Raw genomic sequence first — 22,576 nt, forward strand, 5'->3', positions numbered from 1 at the left:
GATTCCTTAGAAGTAGCTGATCGGATGGATGAGGCCGTCCTGGCCGGGCAGCGCGGGATGGCGCTGTTTGACTGCCGGGTCGTGGCCGGGAACGACCACACCGTGTTCACCGGCCAGCGCGCGTACCCGGTCGAACGCCGCGTACATGCCCGCGAGTTCGTGGACGACGGCGTAGGGGTGATCGCAGTCGATGTTGTCGTAGAAGTGGGACGCGTCCGCCGCCAGCACGACCGGGGGCGTCGTCGCGACTCGCAACACCTGCAGTCCCGCCGTGTGGCCGCCGACAAGATGGCCGGTCACCGCCGGGTCGAGCGTCCAGTCACCGTCGACCAGCCGGAGCAGTCCCCGACGCTCGCGTCGCTCCAGTTCCGCCAGATCGGCCGCGTTGAGCAGATGTCGGTACCCGCCGCGAGCCGCCAGCGGTGAACGCCAGAAGTCGTACTCCGCCCGCTGAAGCACCACGGTCGCGGCGGGGAAGTCGGCGAGGGTTCCGGTGTGGTCGTAGTGCAGGTGCGAGAGCACCACGGTCGACACCTGTTCCGCGCGGAACCCCAGCCTGCCGAGTAACTCGGCGGGAGTGCCCAGGTAGGGGCGCTGGCCGCGGCGGGCGGCTTCGGCCCGGGAGAATCCCGCGTCGAACAGCGTCACGTCGTCGCCACGGCAGATCGCCCACACGAAGTAGTCGATCGGCCACGGTCGCGTGGCGCGGTCGTCGTGGCCGTAGAAGTGTTCACCGCGCACCGAGGCCGTGCGGTACGCGTAGCGCAGTGCGTAAACCCCGTCCTGATCAGTCACCGAAGCTCACTCCCGTCCACTGTTCCCACAGCGTCGCCACGGCGGCGTAGTCGTCGCGGCCCAGGCCGGCGGCGACGGCCAGGTCGTACACCGTGTGGGCGGCCTGTGTCGCGAACAGGGGAACCCCCAGCTGCTGTGCCATCTCCAGCGCGAGCACGGAGTCCTTGCGGGCCGCGTCGGTGGGCATCCCGCCGTCGTAGTCGCTGTGGGCGACCCGTTCCGCGACCCGGTGGGTCAACGGCCGCCGGAGTCCGCCGTCGGGTTTCGCGAGCAGGTCCACCATGCGTTCCAGGCCCACCCCGGACGCCGAGGCCAGCGCGGTCGCCTCGGCGAGCACCACCATCACGGCGTGGGCGACCTGGTTGTTGATGACTTTGGCCGCCATGCCCGCACCGACACCGCCGAACCGCTCCACCGACGCGCCCAGCGTCGCCAGCACTGCCTCGGCCTGCTCCCCCGCCGCGGGCGGGCCGACGAGCAACGTGGCACGCCCGTCCCGCATCTGGCCGACGCCGGAGAGGATGGCGGCGTCGAGGTAGTGGACTCCGGCTTCGGCAAGGTCGCGCGCGCAGTCGAGCGCGTCACCCGGAAGGACGGTGGAGGTCTCGACCACTGTGGAGCCGGGACGGAGCGAGGCGGCCAGCTCGCGGCACACGGCCCGCGACACCGCGGGGCGGGGCAACGACAGCACGACCACCGGAAGGTTGGCCAGCGCCCCCACACTGTCGGCGGTGGTGATCTCGGGCTGGCTCGCCACCAGCTCGCGGCGTTCGGGGTCGGGATCGTGCGCGACCACACGGTGTGCGGTGGCGAGCCGTGCGGCGACGGCTGCTCCCATCTGCCCCAGACCGCACAGTCCTACTGGCGCCATATCGTGTCTCCTCACGCCTGCATCACGAACGGGTCGCGGATGTCGCCGGACAACTCGATCATCACGTTCTTCGTACGCAGGTACTCGTCCACGGCCTCGAGTCCCCGCTCGCGCCCGTAGCCCGACCTGCGGACACCGCCGAAGGGGGCCTGGGCAGCACTGGTGCGGTAGGTGTTGACCCACACCGTTCCCGCGACCAGTTCGCGTGCCACCCGGTGTGCCCTGGCGAGGTCGCGGGTCCAGATTCCCGACGCCAAGCCGTACTCGGTGCCGTTGGCGAGTGCGATGGCCTCGTCCTCGGTGTCGAACGGCAGGACCGACAGCACCGGTCCGAAGATCTCTTCCTGGGCCAGCTCGGCGGCCGGATCCACGTCCGAGAACACCGTGGGGCGCAGAAAGCAGCCCTGTGCCAGCGCAGGCTCGTCGGGCCGGGTTCCCCCGGTCCGCAGCGTCGCCCCGGACGCGCGGCCCGCGTCGACCATCGCGAGGACGCGGTCCAGGTGTGCTTGGCCCGCGAGCGGGCCAAGCTGGGTGCCCTCGGCCGCCGGATCGCCGAGCACGATGTCCTCCGCACGCCGCACCAGTTCGCCGACCACACGGTCGTAGCAGGAACGCTGCACCAGCAACCGGCTGCCCGCGATGCAGGTCTGCCCGCCGGCCGCGAAGATCCCGGCCAGCGCTCCCACCACGGCGCGATCGAGGTCGGCGTCGTCGAAGACGATGTTGGGCGACTTCCCCCCGAGTTCCAGCGTCACCGGAACCAGCGTGCGTGCCGCCGCCGCCGCGATCGCCTGCCCGGTCCGGACACTGCCCGTGAAACTGATCCGCCCGAGGCGGGGGTCGGTGGTCAGCGCGGCGCCCGCCTCGGCCCCGCCGGTGACGATGTTGACCACACCGGGCGGGAAACCGGCCTCCCGCACCAGCCCGGCCATGGCCAGCGTGGTCAGCGGCGCCACCTCCGACGGCTTCACCACCACCGTGCAGCCCGCCGCGAGCGCGGGCGCCAGCTTGTTGGCCAGCAACTGCATCGGCGAGTTCCACGCGGTGATCAACGCGGCCACCCCGACGGGCTCCCGCGTGGTGTAGTCGAACAGCGAGGGCGAGTCCAGGGGTATCGTGTGGCCGTAGATCTTGTCGGCGTAACCGGCGAAGAAGCGGTAGTTGCGGGCGGCGAAAGCCGCCTGTACCCGGGTTTCGCTCAGCAGCTTGCCGTTGTCGGAGGTCTCCAGCCGGGCCAGCGGTTCGGCCCGGGCTTCGATCAGGTCAGCCAGCCGCGACAGCAGCCTTCCCCGTTCCACGCCCGGCAGCGCCCGCCACGACGGCGCGGCCCGCTCCGCGGCACCGACGGCGTCGGAGACCTGCGCGGTGGTCGCGTCGGCGACCTGAGCGAGGAGCCGTCCGTCGAACGGGTTGGTCACGTCGATCACCCGCCCCGGGGTGGGCGCGATCCGCTCTCCTCCGACGAGCATCGCGATGTCGTCCAGCACAGTCACACTCCGATGTGGTCGAGGGCGTCGGACAAGTGGGTCGCGAACACCGGCGGGTTCTCCGCCATGGGAAAGTGCCCGAGCCCCGGCAGGCGCCGGAAGTGGGCACCGTCGATCTTGTCGCAGGTGGCGCGGGACATCTCCGGCGTACACGAGTAGTCGAACTCACCGGTCATCATCACGACCGGACAGCGATCGGTGTCGATCTCGGTGACCTTGTCCCGCCCGTCCCAGTCTCCGCTGTAGAAGTCGATGTCACCGGCGAAGGTGGCGTAGCCGCCCTGGGAGTACTGCCACCAGATGCGATCACGCCACCTCCGGGGGCTCGTCGGTGAACTCAGTCCGTGAATCCACTCGGGCACGAACAACGCCTGGTTGACCAGCGGGTGACGGGCCCAGCCCACCGTGCGCCCCGGCACGCGGTCGGCGGCCTCGCAGGCCACCACCCCGCCGATCCGGTCGGGAACGCGCCAGGCCAGATCGAGACAGATCTGGCCCGCCATCGACGAACCGCACACCACCGGTGTACGCAGCCCCAGCGCGTCGGCCACCGCCAGCACGACCGTGGCGTACGACTCGGTGGTGAGTGAGTACGTCCCGTCGAGGTGCGTGTTCAGCGGATCCGACCGCCCGTGCCCGGGCAGGTCGAACGCGGTCATCCGGTACCGCGACCGAAGCCCGTGCTCCGCCATGACACCGTGGTACTGGCGCCCGTCCGCGCCCGCCGTATGCAGCAGTAGCAGGTCGGGGCCCTGCCCGGTCTGCTCGTAGTAGATGTCGCAGGGCTCGTCGCCGACCGTGATGCGGACGTAGCCGCCACGCAGGTGGGCCTTGGGCGGCTCGACCGGAGCGGGCTCCCGCTCGGTGGCCCCGCACAGTCGTCGCCCCGTTTCCAGCACCCGGCGCACGAGGTGGGCGTGCTGCGCGAAGCGGAGCTCGTCACCGTCCACGCTCACGTCCTCGCAGCGCATCTGCATCCCGAACCAGTTCTGGTACGGGGCGGAGACCTCGGCGCTGAAGTACCGCGACCAGGCCAGTGCGGGAGCTCGCAGGGTGAAAGCGGGTTCCTCCGCACCGGGGAGTACCGCACCGTGCCGGATCGTGAACCCGACGGTGCAGTTCTCCCCGGCCAGCGCGAACCGGACATCGGCGTCCCGCGCGAACGCCGCGAGGGCGGGGTCGGCCGCGCACGCTTCGCACCATTGTTCGACGCTGCCGGGACCCCATGACGTCACGACCGCACCTCACGACGGCCGGGCTTGGTGGCGACCCAGACAGAAATCGCCGTCAGTGCGCACAGCGCGATGATGTACGGCGGAATGGTGACCGCGGCGCCCGCGTCGAGAGACTGCAACGACACCAGGATCATCGGTGCGAACCCGCCGCCGAGGATGGCGCCGATCTGGTAGCCGATCGACGCGCCCGAGTAACGCACCTCGGGGTCGAACATCTCCGCGAACAGCGCCGCCAGCGGCCCGTACATGAGCGGATGGATGACCGCCAGCCCGACCACCGAGGTCACACCCAGCACCAGCCCCGACGGATTCGCCTCGTTGATCAGGAAGAACGGGTAGGCGTACGCGGCCAGCAGCACCGCCCCGGCCAGAAACACCGTCCGCCTGCCGATCCGGTCCGACAGCGCCGCCGCGAGAGGAATCGTCGCCACCTCGACCAGCGCGGCCACCGCGACGATGGGGAGTACGGTGGATTCGTCCAGCCCGAGCGCGGTGGTGGCGTAGGTGAGCACGAACGTGGCGAACAGGTAGAAGTTGACGAAGGGGGCCAGGCACGCGCCGATGGCCAGCAGAGTGTTGACCGGGTGCCGTCGCAGGGCTTCCACCAGCGGCTTGGTCGAACGCTTCCCGCTGTCCTTGACAGCCTGGAACTCGGGCGACTCCAGCACCTGGAGCCGGATGGCGAGCCCGACGATCAGCAGCACCGCCGAGAGCAGGAACGGCACGCGCCAGCCCCACGCCAGGAACTGCTCGTCCGGCAGCGCGGCGAACAGCGAGAACACCACCGTGGCCAGGACCAGGCCCGCGGGCGAGCCCGCCTGCACCCAGCTCCCGGCGAAGCCGCGTCGCTTACTGTCGGAGTGTTCGACCGACATCAGCATCGCGCCGCCCCACTCGCCACCGACGGCGAAACCCTGAATGAGCCGGCACAGCACCAGCAGAATCGGGGCGAGCACGCCGACCTGGTCGTAGGTCGGCAGCAGCCCGATCGCGACCGTGGCCACGCCCATACCCACGAGGCTGTACACCAGCATGGACTTGCGCCCGATGCGGTCACCGAAGTGGCCGAACACGGCTCCGCCCAGCGGGCGAGCGAGAAATCCCGCGGCGAACGCGCCGAACGCGGCGATCGTTCCGGCGACGTCGGAGAATTCGGGGAAGAACAGGCGGTTGAACACCAGGGCCGACGCGGTCCCGTAGAGAAAGAAGTCGTACCACTCGACGGTCGTCCCGATGAAACTCGCCGCGATCACACGGCGGGCGGTCGTTCTCGACGACGCGGTCGGCACCTTGGTTCTGGTCATCAGTTGCCCCTCGTTGGACGTATCGGTACACCGCAGTATGTGAATGTATACCGTCGTATGCGAGAGGTCGCAAGAGGTGGTTCCGGACAGTGCGCCGCGAAGGTGGCCTTCGCGGCGCCGCTCACTCGGTGGAGCTGCCCGCGTAGACCTCGCGCAGCCGGGCCAGGTCGTCGCCGGTCACCACGATGCCGTGCGAGCGCAGCGTGTCCCCGAGGTCGCCGGGCTCGACGGTCGTCACCTCGCGCGGCGTTTCGTCGGCGTACTCCACGACGAGACGGTCGCCGACGAGCTTGCGATGGACGTCGCGGTCCTTGCGCATGACGACGAGCCTGCCGGTGAACGCCGAATCCGGGTGCGTGGCGATGTAGTGGTTGCCGACCACGTAGTCGATGTGACGTTGCGGTGTCTCGTCGAAACCGTGGGCGATCCGCCAGTCGCCCTCCGGGTCCGGGTTTTCGAGCAGCCAGAATCCACCGTCGCGCCGGAGCCGGAAGGGCCACCCGCCGTGGTCGGTCCTCGCGCCGTCGCGAAGCGGAAGCGGCACGAGCGGGCCCGCCCCGAACCCCACGTCGGCCAGGAACCGCTCTCCCTCGGTGCGGACCAGCAACACCAGGTGCGTCTGCTCGGCGTCCGGCTGGTCGAAGCGCACCCGCGCGACACCCCGGGTGACGTCGTAGCCGAGCCGGTCGAGTACGGCGGCGAAGAGCAGGCCGTGCTCGAAGCAGTACCCGCCGCGCTCGGTGTCCACCAGCTTCGCGGCAATGTCGGCGAGCCGCAGGCTCGGAGTGCGGCCCAGTACGACGTCGACGTTCTCGAACGGGATCGTGCGCACGTGTGCCTCGTGCAGCGCGAACAGCGCCTCCGGCGACGGCGGCCGCGGCGACTGCCCGATCCGGTGGTGGTAGGCGTCGAGGTCCAGTTCGGCGGCGTCCCAGTCGATGTGCGGGTGAGCAGTCTGGGTGCGAGTCTCGGTCACGACATCACACTCACACCTCCAGCGCACTCGAGGTCAATAGCCACCTCCATAGTTGCTGCACGCAACTTTTTTAGTTAGCCTCGGTAAGGAGTCCGAGTCCGCCCGGAAGGAGCCCACCACGTCCGCGCCCGCCGCGCCCACCACCGAATCGATGCCCCACCGGCAGATCCTCAAAGCCTTCACCGGCCTGCTGTCCGCGCTGCTGGTGGCCATGCTGTCGTCCACCATCGTCTCCAGCGCTCTGCCCACCATCCTCGCCGACCTCGACGGCACCCAGGGCCAGTACACGTGGGTCATCACCGCGATGCTGCTGACCTCCACCGCCACCACGCCGATCTGGGGCAAACTCTCCGACCTGTTCAGCAAGAAGGTGCTGTACCAGGTGGCGATCGTCGTCTTCACCGTCGGCTGCGTACTGGGCGGTTTCGCCCAGTCCATGCCACAGCTCATCGCGTTCCGCGCCGTGCAGGGCATCGGCATGGGCGGCCTGCAGGCACTCATCCAGGCCGTCATCGCCGCCATGATCGCCCCGCGGGACCGGGGCCGCTACGCGGGCTACATCGGCGCGACCTTCGCCGTGGCCACCGTCTCCGGCCCACTGGTGGGCGGCCTGGTCGTCGACTCGCCGCTCGGGTGGCGCTGGTCGTTCTGGGTGTGCGTGCCCATCGCCGTGATCGCCTTCGTCGTCCTCGGCCGCACACTGACCCTCCCCGTCGTCAAGCGTGAGGTCAGGATCGACTGGCTCGGCGCCACACTCATCGTGTCCGGTGTCGCGCTGCTGCTGATCTGGGTCACCCTCGCGGGCACCGACTTCGCCTGGTGGTCGTGGGAGACCGCCGCACTGCTCACCGGCTCACTGGCCTCGCTCGGCGCGGCCGTCGCCGTGGAGAGCCGCGTGGCCGAACCGGTGGTACCGCTGACGCTGTTCCGAAACCGCACGTTCACGCTCGCCGTCGTCGCCTCAGTGGGCGTCGGCACGGCGATGTTCGGTGGCGCGGTGTTTCTCGTGCAGTACTTCCAGCTCGCCCGGGACTTCTCCCCCACGGCGGCCGGACTCCTGACACTGCCGATGGTGCTCGGCATGGTCGGCGCGTCGACCATCGTGGGCCGCGTCGTCTCCCGGGTCGGACGCACCAAACCGTTCCTCGTCGCGGGCTCGCTCGTGCTGCTGACGGGGCTGTGCCTGCTCGCCGGGGTCGACCACGACACCAACCTGTGGTGGATGGGCGTCTTCCTCGCGCTGATGGGCATCGGGGTGGGTTCGTTGATGCAGAACCTGGTGCTCGCCGCGCAGAACACGGTCGGGATGGCCGACGTCGGCGCGGCCACCGCCACCGTCACGTTCTTCCGCACCCTCGGCGGCGCCACCGGCGTGTCCGCGCTCGGGGCCGTGCTGGGCGCCCGCGTGTCCGACCTCGTGTCGGAAGCACTGGCCGCGCGCGGCCTGCCCGCAGCGGGTGGCCTCGGCAGTGGCAGCGGGAACCTTGACGTGGACGCCTTGCCCGGCCCGGTGCAGGACATCGTGCGCGCCGCCTACGGCGACGCCATGGGAACGCTGTTCCTGATCACGGCAGGCGCCGCCGTGGTCACGGTGCTCGCCGTCGCCTTCGTGCGCGAGACACCGCTGCGCGACACCCTCGACCTCGACGACACCGCGACCGCGCCGGCACCACGGCGCCCGGCGCCGGCCGCGCACGCCAGTACTGCCCGTGCGACGCGGACACCGTCACGGCCACGGCACCGGCCCGCCTGGCGGGGCACCACGACCCTCCGGCATCCGCTGAACCGCAGGGGTCTCAGGGCACCGGGACGGGCTCGCCGTTGACGAACTCGACCAGTTCCCGCACGAACCCCGCGTCGCGCAACGCGCCCATGTGATCGCCGTCCACCAGCCGCAGTGTGGCACCGGGAATGGCCTGCGCCAGGACCTGCGGCCGTGCGGCGAGCGGATCGTCCCGTCCCGCGAGCACCAGCGTGGGCGCGGTCACGTCGCCCAGCGGGATGGGCCGGTCGTGCGCCGCCACGGCCTGCGCGGCCAGCGCGACCCGGTCACCGCCGAGCGCGTCGACGAACTGCCGGAACGCCGCGGCGAAGGTGTCGGTGATCGAATCGGGGTCCTCGGCGCGCAGCGCGTGGATCAGCGCGTCGTGACCGAGGACCCGCGTGTCCACTCCCCCGAGTTCGACCACCCCGCTCCCGACCCCGCCCACCACCAGGCGTCGCACCCGGGTGTCGCGGGTGGCGGTCAGCAGCGCGACGATCGCGCCCATCGAGTAGCCGACGAGATCGACGGCGGGTGCGTCGAGCACGTCGAGCAGGGTCGACACGTCCTCGGCCATGCGTGCCTCACCGTAGGAGGCGGGGTCATGGGGTTTGCCGGAGCGCCCGTGGCCCCGCGCGTCGAGCACCGCGACCCTGCGCCCGGTCGCGGTGAGCGCGTCCACCACACCGGGGCCGACCCAGTTGGCCCTGCCGGTGGCGATGAACCCGTGGTGCAGCAGCACCAGCGGCCGATCCGGGTCGCCGTCCCAGCTCTCGTAGACGATCTCCACCCCGTCGGTCGCGCGGAAGCTCGGCATGCGGGGACCCCTCCTTGTCAGCGACCCTGACGCTCGCGGCGTGATCAGCTTACCGGCCGCGAACGGCACCATCGAGATCCTCGCGGCGACCGCGCACGGGAGAAGGACCGGCTATCGGCGCGCCCACGGTTGACCTTGCCCCTGGGGAAGCCCACACCCTCGGCGATGCCCGGAAACGTCCGGGCGCGAGGAGGGAGACAGCATGAGGCCCTTCGGGATCGGTGATTTCGCCGCCGCTTGCGGGCTCACCCCCAAGGCGCTGCGGCTCTACGACGAACTCGGTCTGCTTGTTCCCGCGGAGGTGGACGCCGCCACCGGTTATCGCCGGTACGACGGGACGCAGTTGCCGCGCGCCCGTTTGATCGCCTGGCTGCGCGGAGTGGGTATGCCGCTGTCCCGCATCCGCGTGCTGTGTGATCTCCCACCTGTCGCGGCAGCCGAGGAACTCGGCACCTACTGGCGGCAGGTGGAGGCCGATGTCGCCGCACGGCGGGAGACCGTGGCCTTCCTCGTCGACCAGCTCCGAAGAGAGGACATCGCGATGACCGCAGCACCGTCGCCCATTCGACTCGAGCACGCCTGCTGCCGTGACACCGGCATGGTCCGGACGAGCCAGCAGGACTCCGTCTTCGCGGGCACCGCACTGTTCGCCGTCGCAGACGGATTCGAAACGCCCGAACCGTCCGATTCGGACGATAGCTACCACGACACCGCGTCCGCCGCAGCCCTGCGGGCGATTCGCTACGCGGATGCCACGGTCCCGGCCGCGAGCCTGACCACAGCGGTGACCGAGGCCTTTCACGCGGCCCGCACCGACGTGAGCCACTACATCCGTAGTGAGCGTGGCCGGCGCGCGGGAACGACCCTGACCATGATGTTGTGGTCGGGCAGCGACCTCGCACTGGCACATGTCGGGGACAGCCGCGCCTACCTCCTGCGTGACGGCGAACTGCATTTGCTGACCCAGGACCACACCTACGTCCGCTCGCTGGTCGACGAGGGCAGGCTGACTCCCGCTGAGGCGGCGGTTCACCCGGAGCGCTTCACGCTGCTGCGGGCACTACACGGCGACGCCCCGGACGTGGAACCGGACCTGCACTTGAGGCGGGCCAGGCTCCACGACCGCTATGCGCTCTGCAGCGACGGCGTCCACGCCGTGCTCCCCGACCTCGCCGAGCCACTGCGCTCGGCCGCCACCCCCGGTGAGGCGGTCAAGAGTATCCGGAAGGCGGTCTTCACCGCGGGCGCCCCGGACAACTTCGCCTGCCTGGTGGTGGACGTGTGCGAGCCGGGCTTGACAGGCAAGTAGTTACTTGCATATTGTCGCCTCGCAGGCCGGGCCCCCTGCCACCTGACCGTGACACCCACCGGCGTGTCTCCGCGCGCCGCGGGGTCACGCCACGAAAGGAACACCATGTCCGAGGCCGTGGCGTACGGAACTCTGGAGACCATCGACGGGCGCCCGGGACTGCGCTTCGAGCTCTCGCTCGCGTACCCGGTCGAGCGTGTGTGGCGGGCGGTCAGCGTGCCCGCCGAACTGGAGCGCTTCTTCCCCGGCAGTGCGAACTGGACTCCGGAGAAGGGCGAGGTCATCGATCTCGGCGGGGCGACCGTCGAGGTGACCGAGGTCGACGCACCGCATCGCCTGGCGTGGATCTTCGCGGGCCAGCCGCAGAGCTTCGAGCTGACCGCGACGGACGACGGCTGCCGCCTGGTGTTCACGCACGTCATCGACGACCTGCCCGCGGCGCAGACCGCGACCGGCTGGCAGACCTATCTCTCGCGGCTCGAACCGCACCTCGCGGGCGAGCACCTTTCCGACGAGGACGCGCACCGGCCGTGGCGGGAGGTTCACGAGCGCTACGCCGAGCGGTTCGGCGTCGACCCGGAACCGGGGCGGCGCTGGGCGGCGGAGAACCTGCCCGCCGACGCCTGAGCGGACCAGTCGGCGCCGCGACGAAGTTCCACGCGGAAATCCGGTATCCGGCAGCGTCGCCTGAAGGTGCTTGACCTCAACCGTGGTTGAGGTAGTGGAGTGTCCACGTCGCGCGCAAACCGCGCGCGCGGAAAGGATTCCTCGTGGACACCACCTCCCCAACAGCCGGCACTACGGTGCCCGCACCGGCGGCTCCGTCGCGATGGGCACTGCCCGTCGTCCTGACCGGGGTCGGTCTCGTGGCGATGTCGATCTCAGGAACTGCGATCGCATTACCAAATATCGGGCGCGAGCTCGATACCTCGGGTCCGGCGTTGAACTGGGTGGTCGCCGGATACAATCTCGCGTTCGCGGCGATGACGCTCGTCGCCGGTGTCGCAGCTGACCGTGTGGGCCGCCGGAAGATCTTCGTCGTCGCGGCGATCATCTTCTCGGCTGGTTTCCTGTGTACGGCGCTGGCTCCCACCATCCTGCTGGTCGACGTCGCCCGCATCGCCTCGGGGGCCGGGGGCGCGGGGATCATGGCCGCGGGCGGCGCACTGCTCGCGTCGAACTACGACGGCGCCGCCCGCAACCGCGCGTTCGCGCTCATGGGAACGATGGCAGGCGTCGGGATCGCGGTCGGTCCCACTCTCGTCGGCGGATTGATCTCGCTGACCGGCTGGCGCGGAAGTTTCCTCGTGTTCGCCGTCGTCGGACTCTGCGTCATCCTAGGCGCGATGCGCCTGGGTGAGTCTCGCGACCGTGGCGGCCCCACCGATTGGTTCGGCAGCATCCTGTTCGTCGGGGTGCTCAGCTGCCTCATGTTCGCACTGTTGGAGGCTCCGACACTGGGATGGACGCACACCGGGGTGCTCGTCGCCGTCGTGGCAGGCGTGCTGGGGCTCGTTGCCTTCGTCTTCGTGCAGCGCCGCAGCAGCTCCCCGATCCTGGCGCCCGAACTCGTCGGCAACCGACGATTCATGGGATGGTGCCTGGCGACGCTGACTACCTCGATCGGCTTCCTCGGCGTGCTGGTGTTTCTGCCGACCTACCTGCAGGCGGCAGCCCAGCTCTCACCGGCCACCGCGGGGGTGGTCATGCTGTTGCTGACAGCGCCAGTGCTGCTGACACCGATCACCGCAGTCAGCCTGGTCAACCGGGGAATGTCTGCCCGGTTGGTGATCATGGTCGCGCTGGGTCTCGTCGTCACGGGAAACCTCGGCATGCTGGCTCTCGGGCCGCAGAACACGACAGCTCTGGTCGCGGCACCGCTACTTGCCATCGGCATCGGCATGGGCGCCTCGTTCGGCATCACTGACGGCCAGGCCATGAATCTGGTCCCCGCGCACCTCGTCGGCACCGCCGCAGGATTTCTGAACACTCTCCGGGGAGCCGCCGAAGCTCTCGTGATCGCGGCCTTCAGCGCGGCGCTGCTCGGGTTCCTGACGGCCAGGCTCGGCGACTCCGGCCGCGCCGCCGCGGTCAGTTCGGGCGACATCGGCCAGGACCGGACCGCGGAGATCGAGGCGTACACCGCGTCGTGGCACTCCACTCAGATCGCTGTCGCCGTGCTCTGTCTCGCGCTGTCCATCGTCATCGCCGTGTTCCTGTTCGCCCGCGGGACCCGCACCACGGCAACGACCCAACCGGATCATGACGAACAGCGCTGAGCCGGACGTGCTCACCCCACGCCGTCACGTCGATCCGTCCGATCTCCTCACCATCGGGGACGTCACGAAACGGACCGGGGTACCCGCGTCGGCTCTGCACTTCTATGAGCGAAAAGGACTGATACTCAGTTCGCGGGACTCCGCCAACCGGCGCCTGTTTCCGCGGCACATGTTGCGGCGCGTTTCGCTGATCCTCGTCGCCAAGCGCCTCGGAATACCGCTGCTGGACGTCGCGGGGGTGCTTCGCGAGCTTCCCAGTGACCGGGCGCCCACTCACGCGGACTGGCAACGCGTCTCACGTCTGTGGAAGCGACATCTCGAGGAACGCCGACGGCAGATCGAGGCCCTCGAACAGGAACTCACCGGTTGCATCGGATGCGGCTGTCTGTCGATGAAGGCGTGCCTGTTGCTCAACCCGGATGACGCCCTCAGCTCACACGGTCCAGGTCCAGTGCGCATCCAGAACCCCGCCACAAGATCTCCAATCCGGTGAAACCGGACGCCCGGTCGCTGCGTCGTAGGCGTCGTAGGCGGCAACCGAGCATCCGATCAGGAACTGGGGTGGCAGATGGACGGCTACCGGGTGGAACCCGACAAGCTGGTCACGACCGGTGACGAGCTTGTCGGGATCGCCGACGCGGCCCGCGAGGCGAAGGCCGAGTTCGCGGGCCGTGTCGCGGCACACGAGGGCGCAAACGACGGCTTCACCACCACGAGCAAGGCCGCGTCGCTGGCCCAGGCGTGGGAGTCGCAGATCGACGACCTGGGCAAGCGCACCGCGATGGCCGGTGGGCTGCTGGTCGACGGCGCGCACGGCTACGCCGAGATGGAGAGCGCCGTGCTGGACACCCTGCCCCCGCTGAGCTCGACGGAGTGATGACCCGTGGTTTCCTTCGCCGATCTCCGTGCGGCCGATCCCGGTGCCTACGACGACATGGCCGACCACTGGGCACGCCTGGCCTCGAACCTGTCCGCCACGGGCGGTGACATCAAGACAGCCGTCGACGGGCTCGCCGACTGGGGCGGGGAGGCCGCCGAGGCAGCCCGCGCCCACTTCGCCGACGTCCGCTCCGGCTACGACACCGCCGCCGAGTACCTGGAGAAAGTGCCGCCCGCGCTGCGCGCACTGGCCGACGCGATCACTGAGGCGCAGGACGTGATCGACGGCGTCGCCAACACGGTGGACAGTCACCGCAACCTCGCCCTCGACGGCGGCAGCGGCGAGGTACGCGAGATCGGGGGCGGACCCGGTGATCACCGTTCCGAGGACGAGCGGCGCCGCGACCGGGAGACGGCCCAGGATCTCAGCGACACGGTGCGCGCCGCCCTCGACGACGCCACCGAGGCCGACCGGATCGCCACGACCGCCCTCGACTCCGCCTCGCCGGATTCCGCGGGGCTCGAACTGGAGGCCGTCGGGGCTTCCAACATCATCACTCCCAGTGACATTCCCGGCGACGACGCCACCCCCGCCGAGGTGAAGCGATGGTGGGACAGTCTCACTCCGATGGAGCAGGAGTCCGCCGTCTACACCCACGGCGACATGATCGGCGGTATGGACGGCATCCCGGCCGAGGACCGCGACCGGGCCAACCGCATCCGCTTCGCCGAGGAGCACACGGAACTGACCGCGCGGCGGGACGAACTCGACGGCCTCGGCGACGACCGCACCCTCGCCCAGGACCGTGAACTGGACTCGCTCAACGACACCCTGCGGGGCCTGGACTCCATCGACGAACGGCTGCGGGCCGAGCCCGGCGACGGGACACCGCAGGCGTATCTGCTGGACTACTCCACCGAGGGCAACGGGCGCGGCGTCGTCGCACTGGGCAATCCCGACACCGCGGACAACGTCGTCACCTCGGTGCCCGGCACCGGGTCGAACCTCTCCGGCATCGGTGGCGAACTCGACCGCAGCGAACTGATCCTCGCCGAGGCGGACCGGCTGTCCCGCAGCAGTGAGAACGCGGCCATCACCTGGGTCGGCTACGACGCGCCGCAGGACCTCGCGGCGGCCACCAGCGCCGACTACGCCGACGGGGCCGCCGGGGACTTGCGCGACTTCCAGGACGGGCTGCGCGCCACCCACACCGGCGACGGGTCACACAACACCGTCATCGGCCACAGCTACGGCTCCACCGCGATCGGTCACTCCGCGCAGGGCGGTGAACTCGACGTGGACAACGTGGTGTTCATCGGCAGCCCCGGAGTGGGAGTCGACAGCGCGAGCGAGCTGGACCTGCCCGACGGCGCCGACGTCTACGCCAGCACCGCCGAGAACGACATCATCCGCGGTACCCCGCCGTTCGTCCACGGCCCCCAGCCGGTGGGCGACGACTTCGGCGCGGAGGTGTTCAGCTCCAGCCCCGGCACGGACGGCGCCTGGTACACGGGGGGATACTCCACCGAGGCGCATTCGGAGTACTGGAACCAGGACTCGGACTCGCTGGACAACATGGCCACCATCGTCGTGGGCGGGACACCCGACTGACGGTGGCCACCACCGACGGCAGGGAGGCGACAACGTGATCCGGAGATCCGCCGGGTTGGGCCTGGTCTGCCTGCTGCTCGCCGCCTGTGGCGGGCCGGGCCCGGCCGAGCGATCATCCACCACCACAGCCGAAAGCGGGAGTTCGATGCGCACGATGACCGAGGACGAGGCCGCGCAGCGCGCCGAGGAGCACATCCGGCGCGCCGTGGCCGCGCTGCCGGAGAAACCGGCCCTGACTCCCCTGCGGGCCGACTCCGCCGAGTGCCTCGATCCCAGCGACAACGGCCCCCGGGGCCGCTACGAGGTCGGCCGTTCGTACTGGCTCGACGACCTGCCGGGCGAGCGCAACGCCGAGTTCGTCGACGCACTCGTCGAGCACTGGACCGCCAACGACTACCGGGTGCTGACCGACAAGCGGGAGACGAAGAACCGGTTCGTGTCGGTGGAGCACCGTGGCGACGCCTTCCGCATGTCGGTCAAGCAGAGCGTGGAGGGTGACCTGTCGCTGGGCGCGTCGTCGCCGTGTGTCTGGCCCGACGGAACACCCCCGGAGGACGCGAACGAATAGTCCTCCGGGGGTGCCACGATTCGCTTCGTCAGCCCGTGATCAGGCTCAGCCCGTAGGCGCTGAGCGCCTCGTTGACGGGCTGGAAGTAGGTCGTGCCGCCGGTGCTGCAGTTGCCGGAACCACCGGAGGTCATGCCCTGCGCCTGGTTGCCCGAGATGAACGAGCCACCGGAGTCACCCGGCTCGGCGCACACGTTCGTGCGGGTCAGGCCGGTGACGGTGCCCTCCGCGTAGCGCACGGTCTGGTTCTTGGCCTCGACCGTGCCGCAGTGCCAGCCCGTGGTGGAACCGGAGCGGCAGATCGACGCGCCGACGGCGGCCTCACTGGAGCCGGACACCACGCGGGCGTTGCCGTCGTAGAGGTTGACCCACGGGCGCAGCGTGTCGCCGGAGCCGGTCGCCACGAAGGCGTAGTCGTCGCCGGGGAACGACGAACCCTCGAACGTGCCCGTGGGCTGCGAGGTCGAGGTGCCCGCGGTGCCGCAGTGGCCCGCGGTGACGAACCCGCCCTGGACCGCGAACCCGACCGAGCAACGCCCACCGCCGCCCATGTAGTAGGCGTTGCCGCCGACGACGTCCATCAGCACCTCGGGCTGCTCTCCCGACTCCACGATCTCGACGGTGTCACCGTCCACATCGGCCGAGGCGGCGAAGTCCGAGGCCGCCTCGGCGGTGCCCGGCGCCGTGGTGACGACCACCGCGTTGTCACGGGTGTCGACGTACCAGCCGGTGACCGACTCCGGAGCCCTGCTCTCGGCGTCGTCGAGCCGCTCGGCGGCGGCGTTCAACTCGGTGGCGCTCTGGTCGACGAGCACGGCCTTCGCACCCGCGCCCCGCACCTCGTCGAGCGCGGCGGCGTCGGTCACGCCGACCACCAGCGTGTTCTGCGCGGTGTCGAAGTACGAGCCGCCGAAGGTGTCGCGCAGCTGCCCACGCAGGCTGCGCTCCACCTCCCGTGCCTCGGTTTCCGCGTGTAGTCGCTGTTCGGCTTGCGCTGCGGTGAGGCCGAGGTCGCGCTGCATGGCCTGCAGCATCGGGTCGGCTTCGGCCGCCGGCGTGGCCTGTGGCGCCGTGGTGTCGGCGGTCGCGGGCAGGCTGAACGCGACGGCGGTTCCCGCCGCCAGTACCGCGGCCGCCGTCATCCGGACCGTGACTCTGCGCTTGCTCGACATCCCGACCTCCTTGTTGGGCGTTGGTCAACAACGGGTCGAAGTATGCCGACGGGAAAGGCCGGGCACAGCCGCCGAGCGGCCCGCGACGAGCGTCGCGAATCGGGCATCGGCTGCGACGAAAGTTGGTTCAGACTAGGCGAAACGGGTGAACCAGCCGGAGTCCCGGTGGCCCGCGCCGCGTTACGCCGTCCGGCTCGCGGTGAGCAGCACCGGCGTGGTGATCCCGTTTCGGGCACACAGCTCGGCCAGGAAACCGCCCAGCCAGCCGAGCGCATCCGGCGACCACTCGGCGAGCGTGCCGGGAAAGGTCACCCGGTGGCCCGGTGGACCCTCCCAGAACTGGTCGGACAGCGGCGGCCGGGTCGTGAGCGGGTCGTGGTCGCCGCGCGAGCGCTCCCCGCAGCGGAACACGTCCTGATCGGCCCGGTCGAGCTGCTCGCGCAGCGTTGCCGCGACGGCAGGAACGGCCGGGACGCGCCCGCTGTCCAGCGTGATCCGCACCGTTGCGCGCTCGCGCGGATCGCCTGGGGTGAACCAGCCTGCGGTGAGCAGTGACGGGCTGAGTGCCGGCTCCGGCGCGAGCACGGCCGCGAGATCCCGCACGGGCAGCAGGAGCTGCACCGCGCTCAGGTTCAGGGTGCCGAGCCGCTGGGTCGCCTCGGTGGCGCAGCGCAGGAACGGCTGGGTGGGCAGCGTGGTCAGCGGACGGTCGGCCCCGGCCAGTTCGAGCCCGACCTGGAACCAGGTGACCAGCGAGGTGTCGTCGGCGAACGGGTGCTCGTGTCCGGCGTCGTTCATGCCCCACAGCCGGGGCGCGCCCACGTCCGAAAGCCAGCCCAAGGCGAGCGAGCGCTCGTGGAAGTAGACGTAGGCATCGCGGTCGTCGGCGGGATCGCGCCACGGGTGCGGTGCCAGCTGCCCGTACAGTGCCGCGAACAGCGGGCTGCCGTTGCCGGGCGAGTTCGGGTCCACTCCGGGACGGGCGCGCTCACCGTCTTCCGGCACTGCGACCCCCTCGACGATCCGGTGGCACCGCCGTCACGATACCGCGGCGGCGGGCACGGGACCGGGCGTGGCCGGGACGAATCCCGTGCCACGCCCGGCCGGTGTCGTGTCCGGCGTCAGCCGGTCACCAGGGTGAGGTTGTAGGCGTTGAGCACCTCGTTGACGGGCTGGTAGTACGTCGTGCCGCCCCAGGTGCAGTTACCGGAACCACCGGAGGTCATGCCCTGCGCCTGGTTGCCCGAGATGAACGAGCCACCGGAGTCACCGGGCTCCGCGCAGACGTTGGTGCGGACCATGCCGTAGACCGCGCCCTGCGAGTAGCGCACCGTCTGGTTCTTGGCCTCGATCGTGCCGCAGTGCCAGCCGGTGGTCGAGCCGGAACGGCACACCGACGAGCCCACCGGGGCCTCGTTGGAGCCGGACACGACGCGGGCGCTGCCGTTGTACATGTTGACCCACGGCCGCGGCGTGTCGTCGGAGCCGGTCGCGACGTAGGCGTAGTCGTTGTACGGGAACGACGAACCGGCGAAGTAGCCGCTCGGCGACGACGTCGAGGTGCCCGCGGTGCCGCAGTGGCCCGCCGTCACGAAGCCGCCCTGCACCGAGAAGCCGATGGAGCAGCGGCCGCCGCCGCCCATGTAGTAGGCGTTGCCGCCGATGATGTCCATCAGCGCGGTGGGCGACTCGGTGGACTCGACGATCTCGACCATGTCGCGGTCCACCCCGGCGGCGGCGACGAACCCGGTCGCCTTGCCCTCGGTGCCCGGCTTGGTGGTGACCACCACGGAGTTGCTGCGGGGGTCGACGTACCAGCCGGTGACCGCCTCGGGCGCGCGGCTCTCCCTGGCGTCGAGCGCGTCGGCCGCGGCGTCGAGCGCGGATGCGCTGTCGTCGACGAGCTGCGGCGTCGCACCGGCGGCGCGCACCTCGGCGAACTCGGCGTGGTCGGTGACTCCCACCACGAGCGAGCGCTCGGCGGCGTCGTAGTGCGAGCCGCCGTAGCTCGTGCCCAGTTCCGCGCGCAGCGCGTCATCAACGGTGCGAGCGGTCTCCTCCCGCTGCAGCCGCTGCTCGGCCTGCTGTTCGGTGAGGCCGAGGTCGCGCTGCATGGCCTGCAGCATCGAGTCGGCTTCGGCCGTCGGTGTCACGTCGGCCGCGGTGGTGTCGGCCGTCGCGGGCATCGTGAACGCGAGTGCCGTTCCCGCCGCCAGGATCACGGACGCGGTCGCACGCGCCGCGAATCTGTGCTTCATGAGCGAATCTCCTTGTGACGTTGGTTACGTCGTCCGGACAAGGAGGAAGTATGACCAGTGCGCACCGGGGCCCGTGACCGCTCAACGGACCGCGACGAACGTCGCAAATCGGCCAACGGCGGACAACGAACGTCGTGCTCCATGTGGGCAGCGGCCAGTACGCGCCCTGCTTCCGTTGTGTCCTCTGTGGAATGGAAACCGCGTTCGGTTCCCGCGCCGCGCCGGTGGGGTTGGCCGGGTGACGGCCGGGGTAGCCGGGGCCGCGACTCACGACACCCGGGGCAATCCACGGGCGGCGCCGTGACGAATCACGTGGGTAGCCGTGAGGAAGGACAGGCGAATGGGCGATTCGGTGCGGGCCGTGCGGAGGCCGTCGCCGGGTGGGGGCGAACCCACGGCGGACGAGCTGTTACTGCGGGTGGCACGGGGCAGCGAGGCCGCGTTCGAGCAGCTCTACGACATCGTGGCCCCGCCGGTGTTCGGGGTGGTGCGGCGCGTGCTGCGCGACGTCGCCCAGGCCGAGGAGGTCACGCAGGAGGTTCTGGTCGAGTTGTGGCGCACCGCCACCCGCTACGATCGCTCCCGGGGCAGCGCCATCACCTGGGCGCTGACCCTGGCGCACCGCAGAGCGGTGGACCGGGTGCGGTCCGCGCAGGCCCGGGCCGACCGCGAGGAGCGCGCGGGGGCGATGGCGCCGGGGCGCGAGTTCGACGAGGTCGCCGAGGCGGTGACGGCCAGGTTGGAACGCGAGCAGGTGCATCGCTGCCTGTCCACGTTGACCGAGCTGCAGCGGGAGTCCGTGCTGCTGGCCTACTACGGGGGGCACACCTATCCCGAGGTCGCGAAGTTGCTGGACAGTCCGCTCGGCACGATCAAGACTCGCCTGCGCGACGGCCTCATCCGGCTGCGAGACTGCTTGGGGGTGACCCGGTGACGACCCCGGATGTGCATACGCTGACCGGCGCCTACGTGGTGAACGCGCTCGACGAGTTCGAGCGCCGCCAGTTCGAGGCGCACATGGCCGAGTGCTCCCAGTGCGCGGAGGAGGTCGTCGAGCTGCGGGAGGCGGCGACCCGGCTCGGGCTCGCGGCGGCGCAGGAGCCGCCCCCCGGCCTCAAGCAGCGGGTGCTGACCCGCATCAGCACGGTGCGGCAGGACTCCCCCGGCGGCGGGTCCAGCGGCGGGCGTGGTGCGGGACGCTGGCCGCTGCGGCTGGTGTCGGTGGCCGCCGCCGTGGCCGTGGCCGCCTCGGTGGGACTGGGCGTCGTCGCCTACCGCACGCAGTCGGAGCTGGCCGACGTCCGCCAGGAGCTCACGCAGGTACGCGCGGACGAGGCCGTGATGGCCCGGTTGCTGGCCGCACCCGATCTGCGGGAGGTCGCCGGGCACGGCGCCACCGAGGGCCGGGGCAGCGTGATGATGTCGCCGAGCCTGAACAAGGGGATGCTGCTCGTGGCCGGGATGCCGGAGCAGCCGTCGAGCTCGACCTACCAGGCGTGGGCCATCGTCGACGGCACCCCACGGTCGATCGGGGTGCTCGGCCCGCAGGGCACGACCACGACCCCGCTGGTGATCGAGGACCTCAGCGGGGTGGCCGAGATCGCCATGACGGTCGAGCCCGAGGGCGGATCGACCCGCCCCACCACCGAGCCCAGCGTGCGGTTTCCGATGTGAGCGGCCGGGGCAACGGAGTTCACGGGCGCAGCCGCTGCCTCACCCGCGCGGCCTCGCGGGTGAGGTGGTCGCGCTCCGCGGCGCTGCCAGCCACGCGGGCGGCCTCGGCGTAGCGCTGGGCGGCCTGTTCGCTCTCGCCTGCGCGTTCGTGCAGGTAGGCCGCCACCGCGGCATAGCGCGACACGCCGGGATCGACCTCGGCCAGCGCCGCCAGCCCGGCCCTCGGCCCGTCGGCCTCGCCGACGGCCACCGCGCGGTTGAGCCGCACCACCGGGCTGTCGGTGAGGCGCATCAGCTCGTCGTACCACTCCACGATCTGCACCCAGTCCGTCTCGGCGGTGCTCGGGGCGTCGGCGTGCAGCGCGGCGATCGCCGCCTGCGCCTGGTACTCGCCCAGCCGGTCGCGGGCCAGCGCGCCCTGCAGGATCGTCACCCCCTCGCTGATCAGTCCGGTGTCCCAGCGGGCGCGGTCCTGCCGGGCGAGCGGCACCAGCCGACCGTCCGGGCCGGTGCGTGACGCGCGGCGTGCGTGGTGCAGCAGCATGAGCGCGAGCAGGCCCGCCGCCTCGGGTTCGCCGGTCGACGCGACCACCTGGCGAGCAAGGCGGATCGCCTCGCCCGCCAGGTCGATGTCCCCGCCGTAGCCTTCGTTGAACACGAGGTAGAGCACCCGCAGCACCGTGCCGAGGTCGCCGGGCCGGTCGAGCGCTTGCCCCGCGATCCGGCGTTTCGCACGGCTGATCCGCTGCGCCATGGTCGCCTCCGGCACGAGGTAGGCCGCGGCGATCTGCCGTGTGGTCAGGCCACCGACCGCGCGCAGCGTCAACGCGACGGCCGAGGCCGGCGACAGGCTGGGATGCGCGCACAGGAAGTAGAGCCGCAGGGTGTCGTCGGTGGCGGGCACCGGGCCTGCCGGGGGCTCGACCTCCACGACCTGCTCCCGGCCTCGTCTCGACGCCTCGGAGCGCGCGGCGTCGAGGAACTTGTGCCACGCCACGGTGACCAGCCAGCCCTTCGGGTCGCGCGGGGGCCCGTCCGGCCAGGTCTCCAGCGCGCGGACCAGCGCTTCCTGCACGGCGTCCTCGGCCGACGCGAAGTCCGCTCCGCGCCGGACGAGGACACCGATCACCGCGGGCACGAGCTCCCGCAGCTGTGAGTCGTTCACTCGGTCACCGTGGGTGGCTCGGTGAGGAACGGGCGCACCTCGAGCCACTCGAAGATCGGCTCGCCACCGGCCCCTGGCGCGGCGGACAGCTCTCCGGCCAGTTCGACCGCGCGGTCCCAGCTCTCCACGTCGATGACCATCCACCCCGCGATGAGATCCTTGGTCTCGGCGAAGGGGCCGTCGGTGACCGGCGGACGGCTCTCGCCGTCGTAGCGCACGAACGTGCCCTCGGGCGCCAGTGCCTGGGAATCGACGAACTCGCCGCTCTCCTCAAGGCGGTTCGCGAAGTCGCGCATGAACTGCACGTGCGCGTCGATCTCCTGCGGGGTCCAGCGGTCCATCGGGATCCAGTCGCCCACCGGAGTCGGGCCGCCCCGGTAGTGCTTGAGCAGCAGGTACTTCATAATGTGTCTC

General features: G+C 70.7%; 22 protein-coding genes. 10 read left to right on the forward strand and 12 right to left on the reverse strand.

Annotated elements, in window-relative coordinates; translation table 11 throughout:
• Positions 1 to 6 precede the first annotated feature (6 nt).
• The 6 genes from FFT09_RS01410 to FFT09_RS01435 form a co-directional block, all read right to left on the reverse strand.
• Entirely contained in the window at positions 7 to 795 is a 789-nt protein-coding gene (locus tag FFT09_RS01410; protein ID WP_138381567.1) for an N-acyl homoserine lactonase family protein, read from the reverse strand.
• Positions 788 to 1,666: an NAD(P)-dependent oxidoreductase gene (locus FFT09_RS01415; RefSeq protein WP_138381568.1), complete on the reverse strand. Its 879-nt coding sequence runs from the start codon at positions 1,664 to 1,666 to the stop codon at positions 788 to 790. The genes FFT09_RS01410 and FFT09_RS01415 overlap by 8 nt, the downstream gene beginning before the upstream one ends.
• A gap of 11 nt (positions 1,667 to 1,677) precedes the next feature.
• Entirely contained in the window at positions 1,678 to 3,153 is a 1,476-nt protein-coding gene (locus tag FFT09_RS01420) for an aldehyde dehydrogenase (RefSeq protein WP_244231141.1), read from the reverse strand.
• Positions 3,154 to 3,155: 2 nt separating this feature from the next.
• Positions 3,156 to 4,388, reverse strand: a complete 1,233-nt coding sequence (locus tag FFT09_RS01425; RefSeq protein ID WP_138381569.1) for an alpha/beta fold hydrolase — start codon at positions 4,386 to 4,388, stop codon at positions 3,156 to 3,158.
• Positions 4,385 to 5,692 (reverse strand): MFS transporter, encoded by a 1,308-nt coding sequence (locus FFT09_RS01430; protein WP_138381570.1) that lies wholly within the window; start codon positions 5,690 to 5,692, stop codon positions 4,385 to 4,387. Before FFT09_RS01430 ends, FFT09_RS01425 begins: the two co-directional genes overlap by 4 nt.
• A 121-nt stretch (positions 5,693 to 5,813) precedes the next feature.
• Entirely contained in the window at positions 5,814 to 6,668 is an 855-nt protein-coding gene (locus FFT09_RS01435; RefSeq protein WP_138381571.1) for an arylamine N-acetyltransferase family protein, read from the reverse strand.
• A gap of 55 nt (positions 6,669 to 6,723) precedes the next feature.
• On the opposite strand from FFT09_RS01435, the gene FFT09_RS01440 reads away from it, so the two are divergent.
• The gene (locus FFT09_RS01440; protein WP_138382003.1) at positions 6,724 to 8,493 is read left to right on the forward strand and encodes an MDR family MFS transporter; all 1,770 of its coding nucleotides are present in this window, start codon (positions 6,724 to 6,726) and stop codon (positions 8,491 to 8,493) included.
• Here the strand turns inward: FFT09_RS01440 and FFT09_RS01445 are convergent.
• Positions 8,465 to 9,247 carry an alpha/beta fold hydrolase gene (locus FFT09_RS01445; RefSeq protein WP_138381572.1) on the reverse strand — a complete coding sequence of 261 codons (783 nt, stop codon included), beginning with the start codon at positions 9,245 to 9,247 and terminating at the stop codon, positions 8,465 to 8,467. The two genes, FFT09_RS01440 and FFT09_RS01445, sit on opposite strands and share 29 nt — an antisense overlap.
• A gap of 202 nt (positions 9,248 to 9,449) precedes the next feature.
• Here FFT09_RS01445 and FFT09_RS01450 point away from each other — a divergent pair, with 202 nt between their 5' ends.
• The 7 genes from FFT09_RS01450 (at position 9,450) to FFT09_RS01480 (ending at position 15,894) form a co-directional block, all read left to right on the forward strand.
• Complete coding sequence (locus FFT09_RS01450; RefSeq protein WP_138381573.1) at positions 9,450 to 10,556, forward strand: MerR family transcriptional regulator; 1,107 nt, start codon at positions 9,450 to 9,452, stop codon at positions 10,554 to 10,556.
• A gap of 105 nt (positions 10,557 to 10,661) precedes the next feature.
• Entirely contained in the window at positions 10,662 to 11,183 is a 522-nt protein-coding gene (locus tag FFT09_RS01455) for an SRPBCC domain-containing protein (protein WP_208544324.1), read from the forward strand.
• A gap of 176 nt (positions 11,184 to 11,359) precedes the next feature.
• Entirely contained in the window at positions 11,360 to 12,835 is a 1,476-nt protein-coding gene (locus FFT09_RS01460) for an MFS transporter (protein WP_279631010.1), read from the forward strand.
• Entirely contained in the window at positions 12,819 to 13,328 is a 510-nt protein-coding gene (gene soxR, locus FFT09_RS01465) for a redox-sensitive transcriptional activator SoxR (protein ID WP_081190155.1), read from the forward strand. Before FFT09_RS01460 ends, soxR begins: the two co-directional genes overlap by 17 nt.
• 75 nt (positions 13,329 to 13,403) lie before the next feature.
• Positions 13,404 to 13,712: an alpha/beta hydrolase family protein gene (locus FFT09_RS01470; protein ID WP_024873912.1), complete on the forward strand. Its 309-nt coding sequence runs from the start codon at positions 13,404 to 13,406 to the stop codon at positions 13,710 to 13,712.
• Between the two features lie 6 nt (positions 13,713 to 13,718).
• Positions 13,719 to 15,326 carry an alpha/beta hydrolase gene (locus FFT09_RS01475; protein ID WP_138381574.1) on the forward strand — a complete coding sequence of 536 codons (1,608 nt, stop codon included), beginning with the start codon at positions 13,719 to 13,721 and terminating at the stop codon, positions 15,324 to 15,326.
• A gap of 34 nt (positions 15,327 to 15,360) precedes the next feature.
• On the forward strand, positions 15,361 to 15,894 hold the full coding sequence (locus tag FFT09_RS01480; RefSeq protein WP_138381575.1) for a hypothetical protein: 534 nt from the start codon (positions 15,361 to 15,363) through the stop codon (positions 15,892 to 15,894).
• Positions 15,895 to 15,922: 28 nt separating this feature from the next.
• Here FFT09_RS01480 and FFT09_RS01485 read toward each other — a convergent pair whose 3' ends face one another.
• The 3 genes from FFT09_RS01485 to FFT09_RS01495 form a co-directional block, all read right to left on the reverse strand.
• Positions 15,923 to 17,065, reverse strand: coding sequence for a S1 family peptidase (locus tag FFT09_RS01485; protein WP_138381576.1), 1,143 nt, complete (start codon positions 17,063 to 17,065; stop codon positions 15,923 to 15,925).
• A 180-nt stretch (positions 17,066 to 17,245) separates the two neighbouring features.
• Complete coding sequence (locus FFT09_RS01490) at positions 17,246 to 18,070, reverse strand: hypothetical protein (RefSeq protein ID WP_208544325.1); 825 nt, start codon at positions 18,068 to 18,070, stop codon at positions 17,246 to 17,248.
• Positions 18,071 to 18,186: 116 nt separating this feature from the next.
• Positions 18,187 to 19,323 carry a S1 family peptidase gene (locus tag FFT09_RS01495; RefSeq protein ID WP_138381577.1) on the reverse strand — a complete coding sequence of 379 codons (1,137 nt, stop codon included), beginning with the start codon at positions 19,321 to 19,323 and terminating at the stop codon, positions 18,187 to 18,189.
• Positions 19,324 to 19,663: 340 nt separating this feature from the next.
• On the opposite strand from FFT09_RS01495, the gene sigK reads away from it, so the two are divergent.
• Positions 19,664 to 20,257 carry an ECF RNA polymerase sigma factor SigK gene (gene sigK / locus FFT09_RS01500; RefSeq protein ID WP_024873918.1) on the forward strand — a complete coding sequence of 198 codons (594 nt, stop codon included), beginning with the start codon at positions 19,664 to 19,666 and terminating at the stop codon, positions 20,255 to 20,257.
• The gene (locus tag FFT09_RS01505) at positions 20,254 to 20,997 is read left to right on the forward strand and encodes an anti-sigma factor (protein WP_081190149.1); all 744 of its coding nucleotides are present in this window, start codon (positions 20,254 to 20,256) and stop codon (positions 20,995 to 20,997) included. Before sigK ends, FFT09_RS01505 begins: the two co-directional genes overlap by 4 nt.
• A 19-nt stretch (positions 20,998 to 21,016) precedes the next feature.
• Here the strand turns inward: FFT09_RS01505 and FFT09_RS01510 are convergent, their stop codons facing one another.
• Positions 21,017 to 22,162: an RNA polymerase sigma factor gene (locus tag FFT09_RS01510; RefSeq protein ID WP_081190148.1), complete on the reverse strand. Its 1,146-nt coding sequence runs from the start codon at positions 22,160 to 22,162 to the stop codon at positions 21,017 to 21,019.
• On the reverse strand, positions 22,159 to 22,569 hold the full coding sequence (locus FFT09_RS01515; RefSeq protein WP_208544357.1) for a YciI family protein: 411 nt from the start codon (positions 22,567 to 22,569) through the stop codon (positions 22,159 to 22,161). Before FFT09_RS01515 ends, FFT09_RS01510 begins: the two co-directional genes overlap by 4 nt.
• Positions 22,570 to 22,576 lie beyond the last annotated feature (7 nt).

Source organism: Saccharomonospora piscinae (genome assembly GCF_005862235.1).
GTDB lineage: Bacteria > Actinomycetota > Actinomycetes > Mycobacteriales > Pseudonocardiaceae > Saccharomonospora > Saccharomonospora piscinae.

What these genes read in the sequence shown, in the direction of transcription:
- FFT09_RS01415 (WP_138381568.1), bottom strand. Translation starts at nt 1,666, where the DNA reads ATGGCGCCAGTAGGACTGTGCGGTCTGGGGCAGATGGGAGCAGCCGTC.
- FFT09_RS01430 (WP_138381570.1), bottom strand. Translation starts at nt 5,692, where the DNA reads ATGACCAGAACCAAGGTGCCGACCGCGTCGTCGAGAACGACCGCCCGC.
- FFT09_RS01445 (WP_138381572.1), bottom strand. Translation starts at nt 9,247, where the DNA reads ATGCCGAGCTTCCGCGCGACCGACGGGGTGGAGATCGTCTACGAGAGC.
- FFT09_RS01450 (WP_138381573.1), top strand. Translation starts at nt 9,450, where the DNA reads ATGAGGCCCTTCGGGATCGGTGATTTCGCCGCCGCTTGCGGGCTCACC.
- FFT09_RS01455 (WP_208544324.1), top strand. Translation starts at nt 10,662, where the DNA reads ATGTCCGAGGCCGTGGCGTACGGAACTCTGGAGACCATCGACGGGCGC.
- soxR (WP_081190155.1), top strand. Translation starts at nt 12,819, where the DNA reads ATGACGAACAGCGCTGAGCCGGACGTGCTCACCCCACGCCGTCACGTC.
- FFT09_RS01470 (WP_024873912.1), top strand. Translation starts at nt 13,404, where the DNA reads ATGGACGGCTACCGGGTGGAACCCGACAAGCTGGTCACGACCGGTGAC.
- FFT09_RS01485 (WP_138381576.1), bottom strand. Translation starts at nt 17,065, where the DNA reads ATGTCGAGCAAGCGCAGAGTCACGGTCCGGATGACGGCGGCCGCGGTA.
- FFT09_RS01495 (WP_138381577.1), bottom strand. Translation starts at nt 19,323, where the DNA reads ATGAAGCACAGATTCGCGGCGCGTGCGACCGCGTCCGTGATCCTGGCG.
- sigK (WP_024873918.1), top strand. Translation starts at nt 19,664, where the DNA reads ATGGGCGATTCGGTGCGGGCCGTGCGGAGGCCGTCGCCGGGTGGGGGC.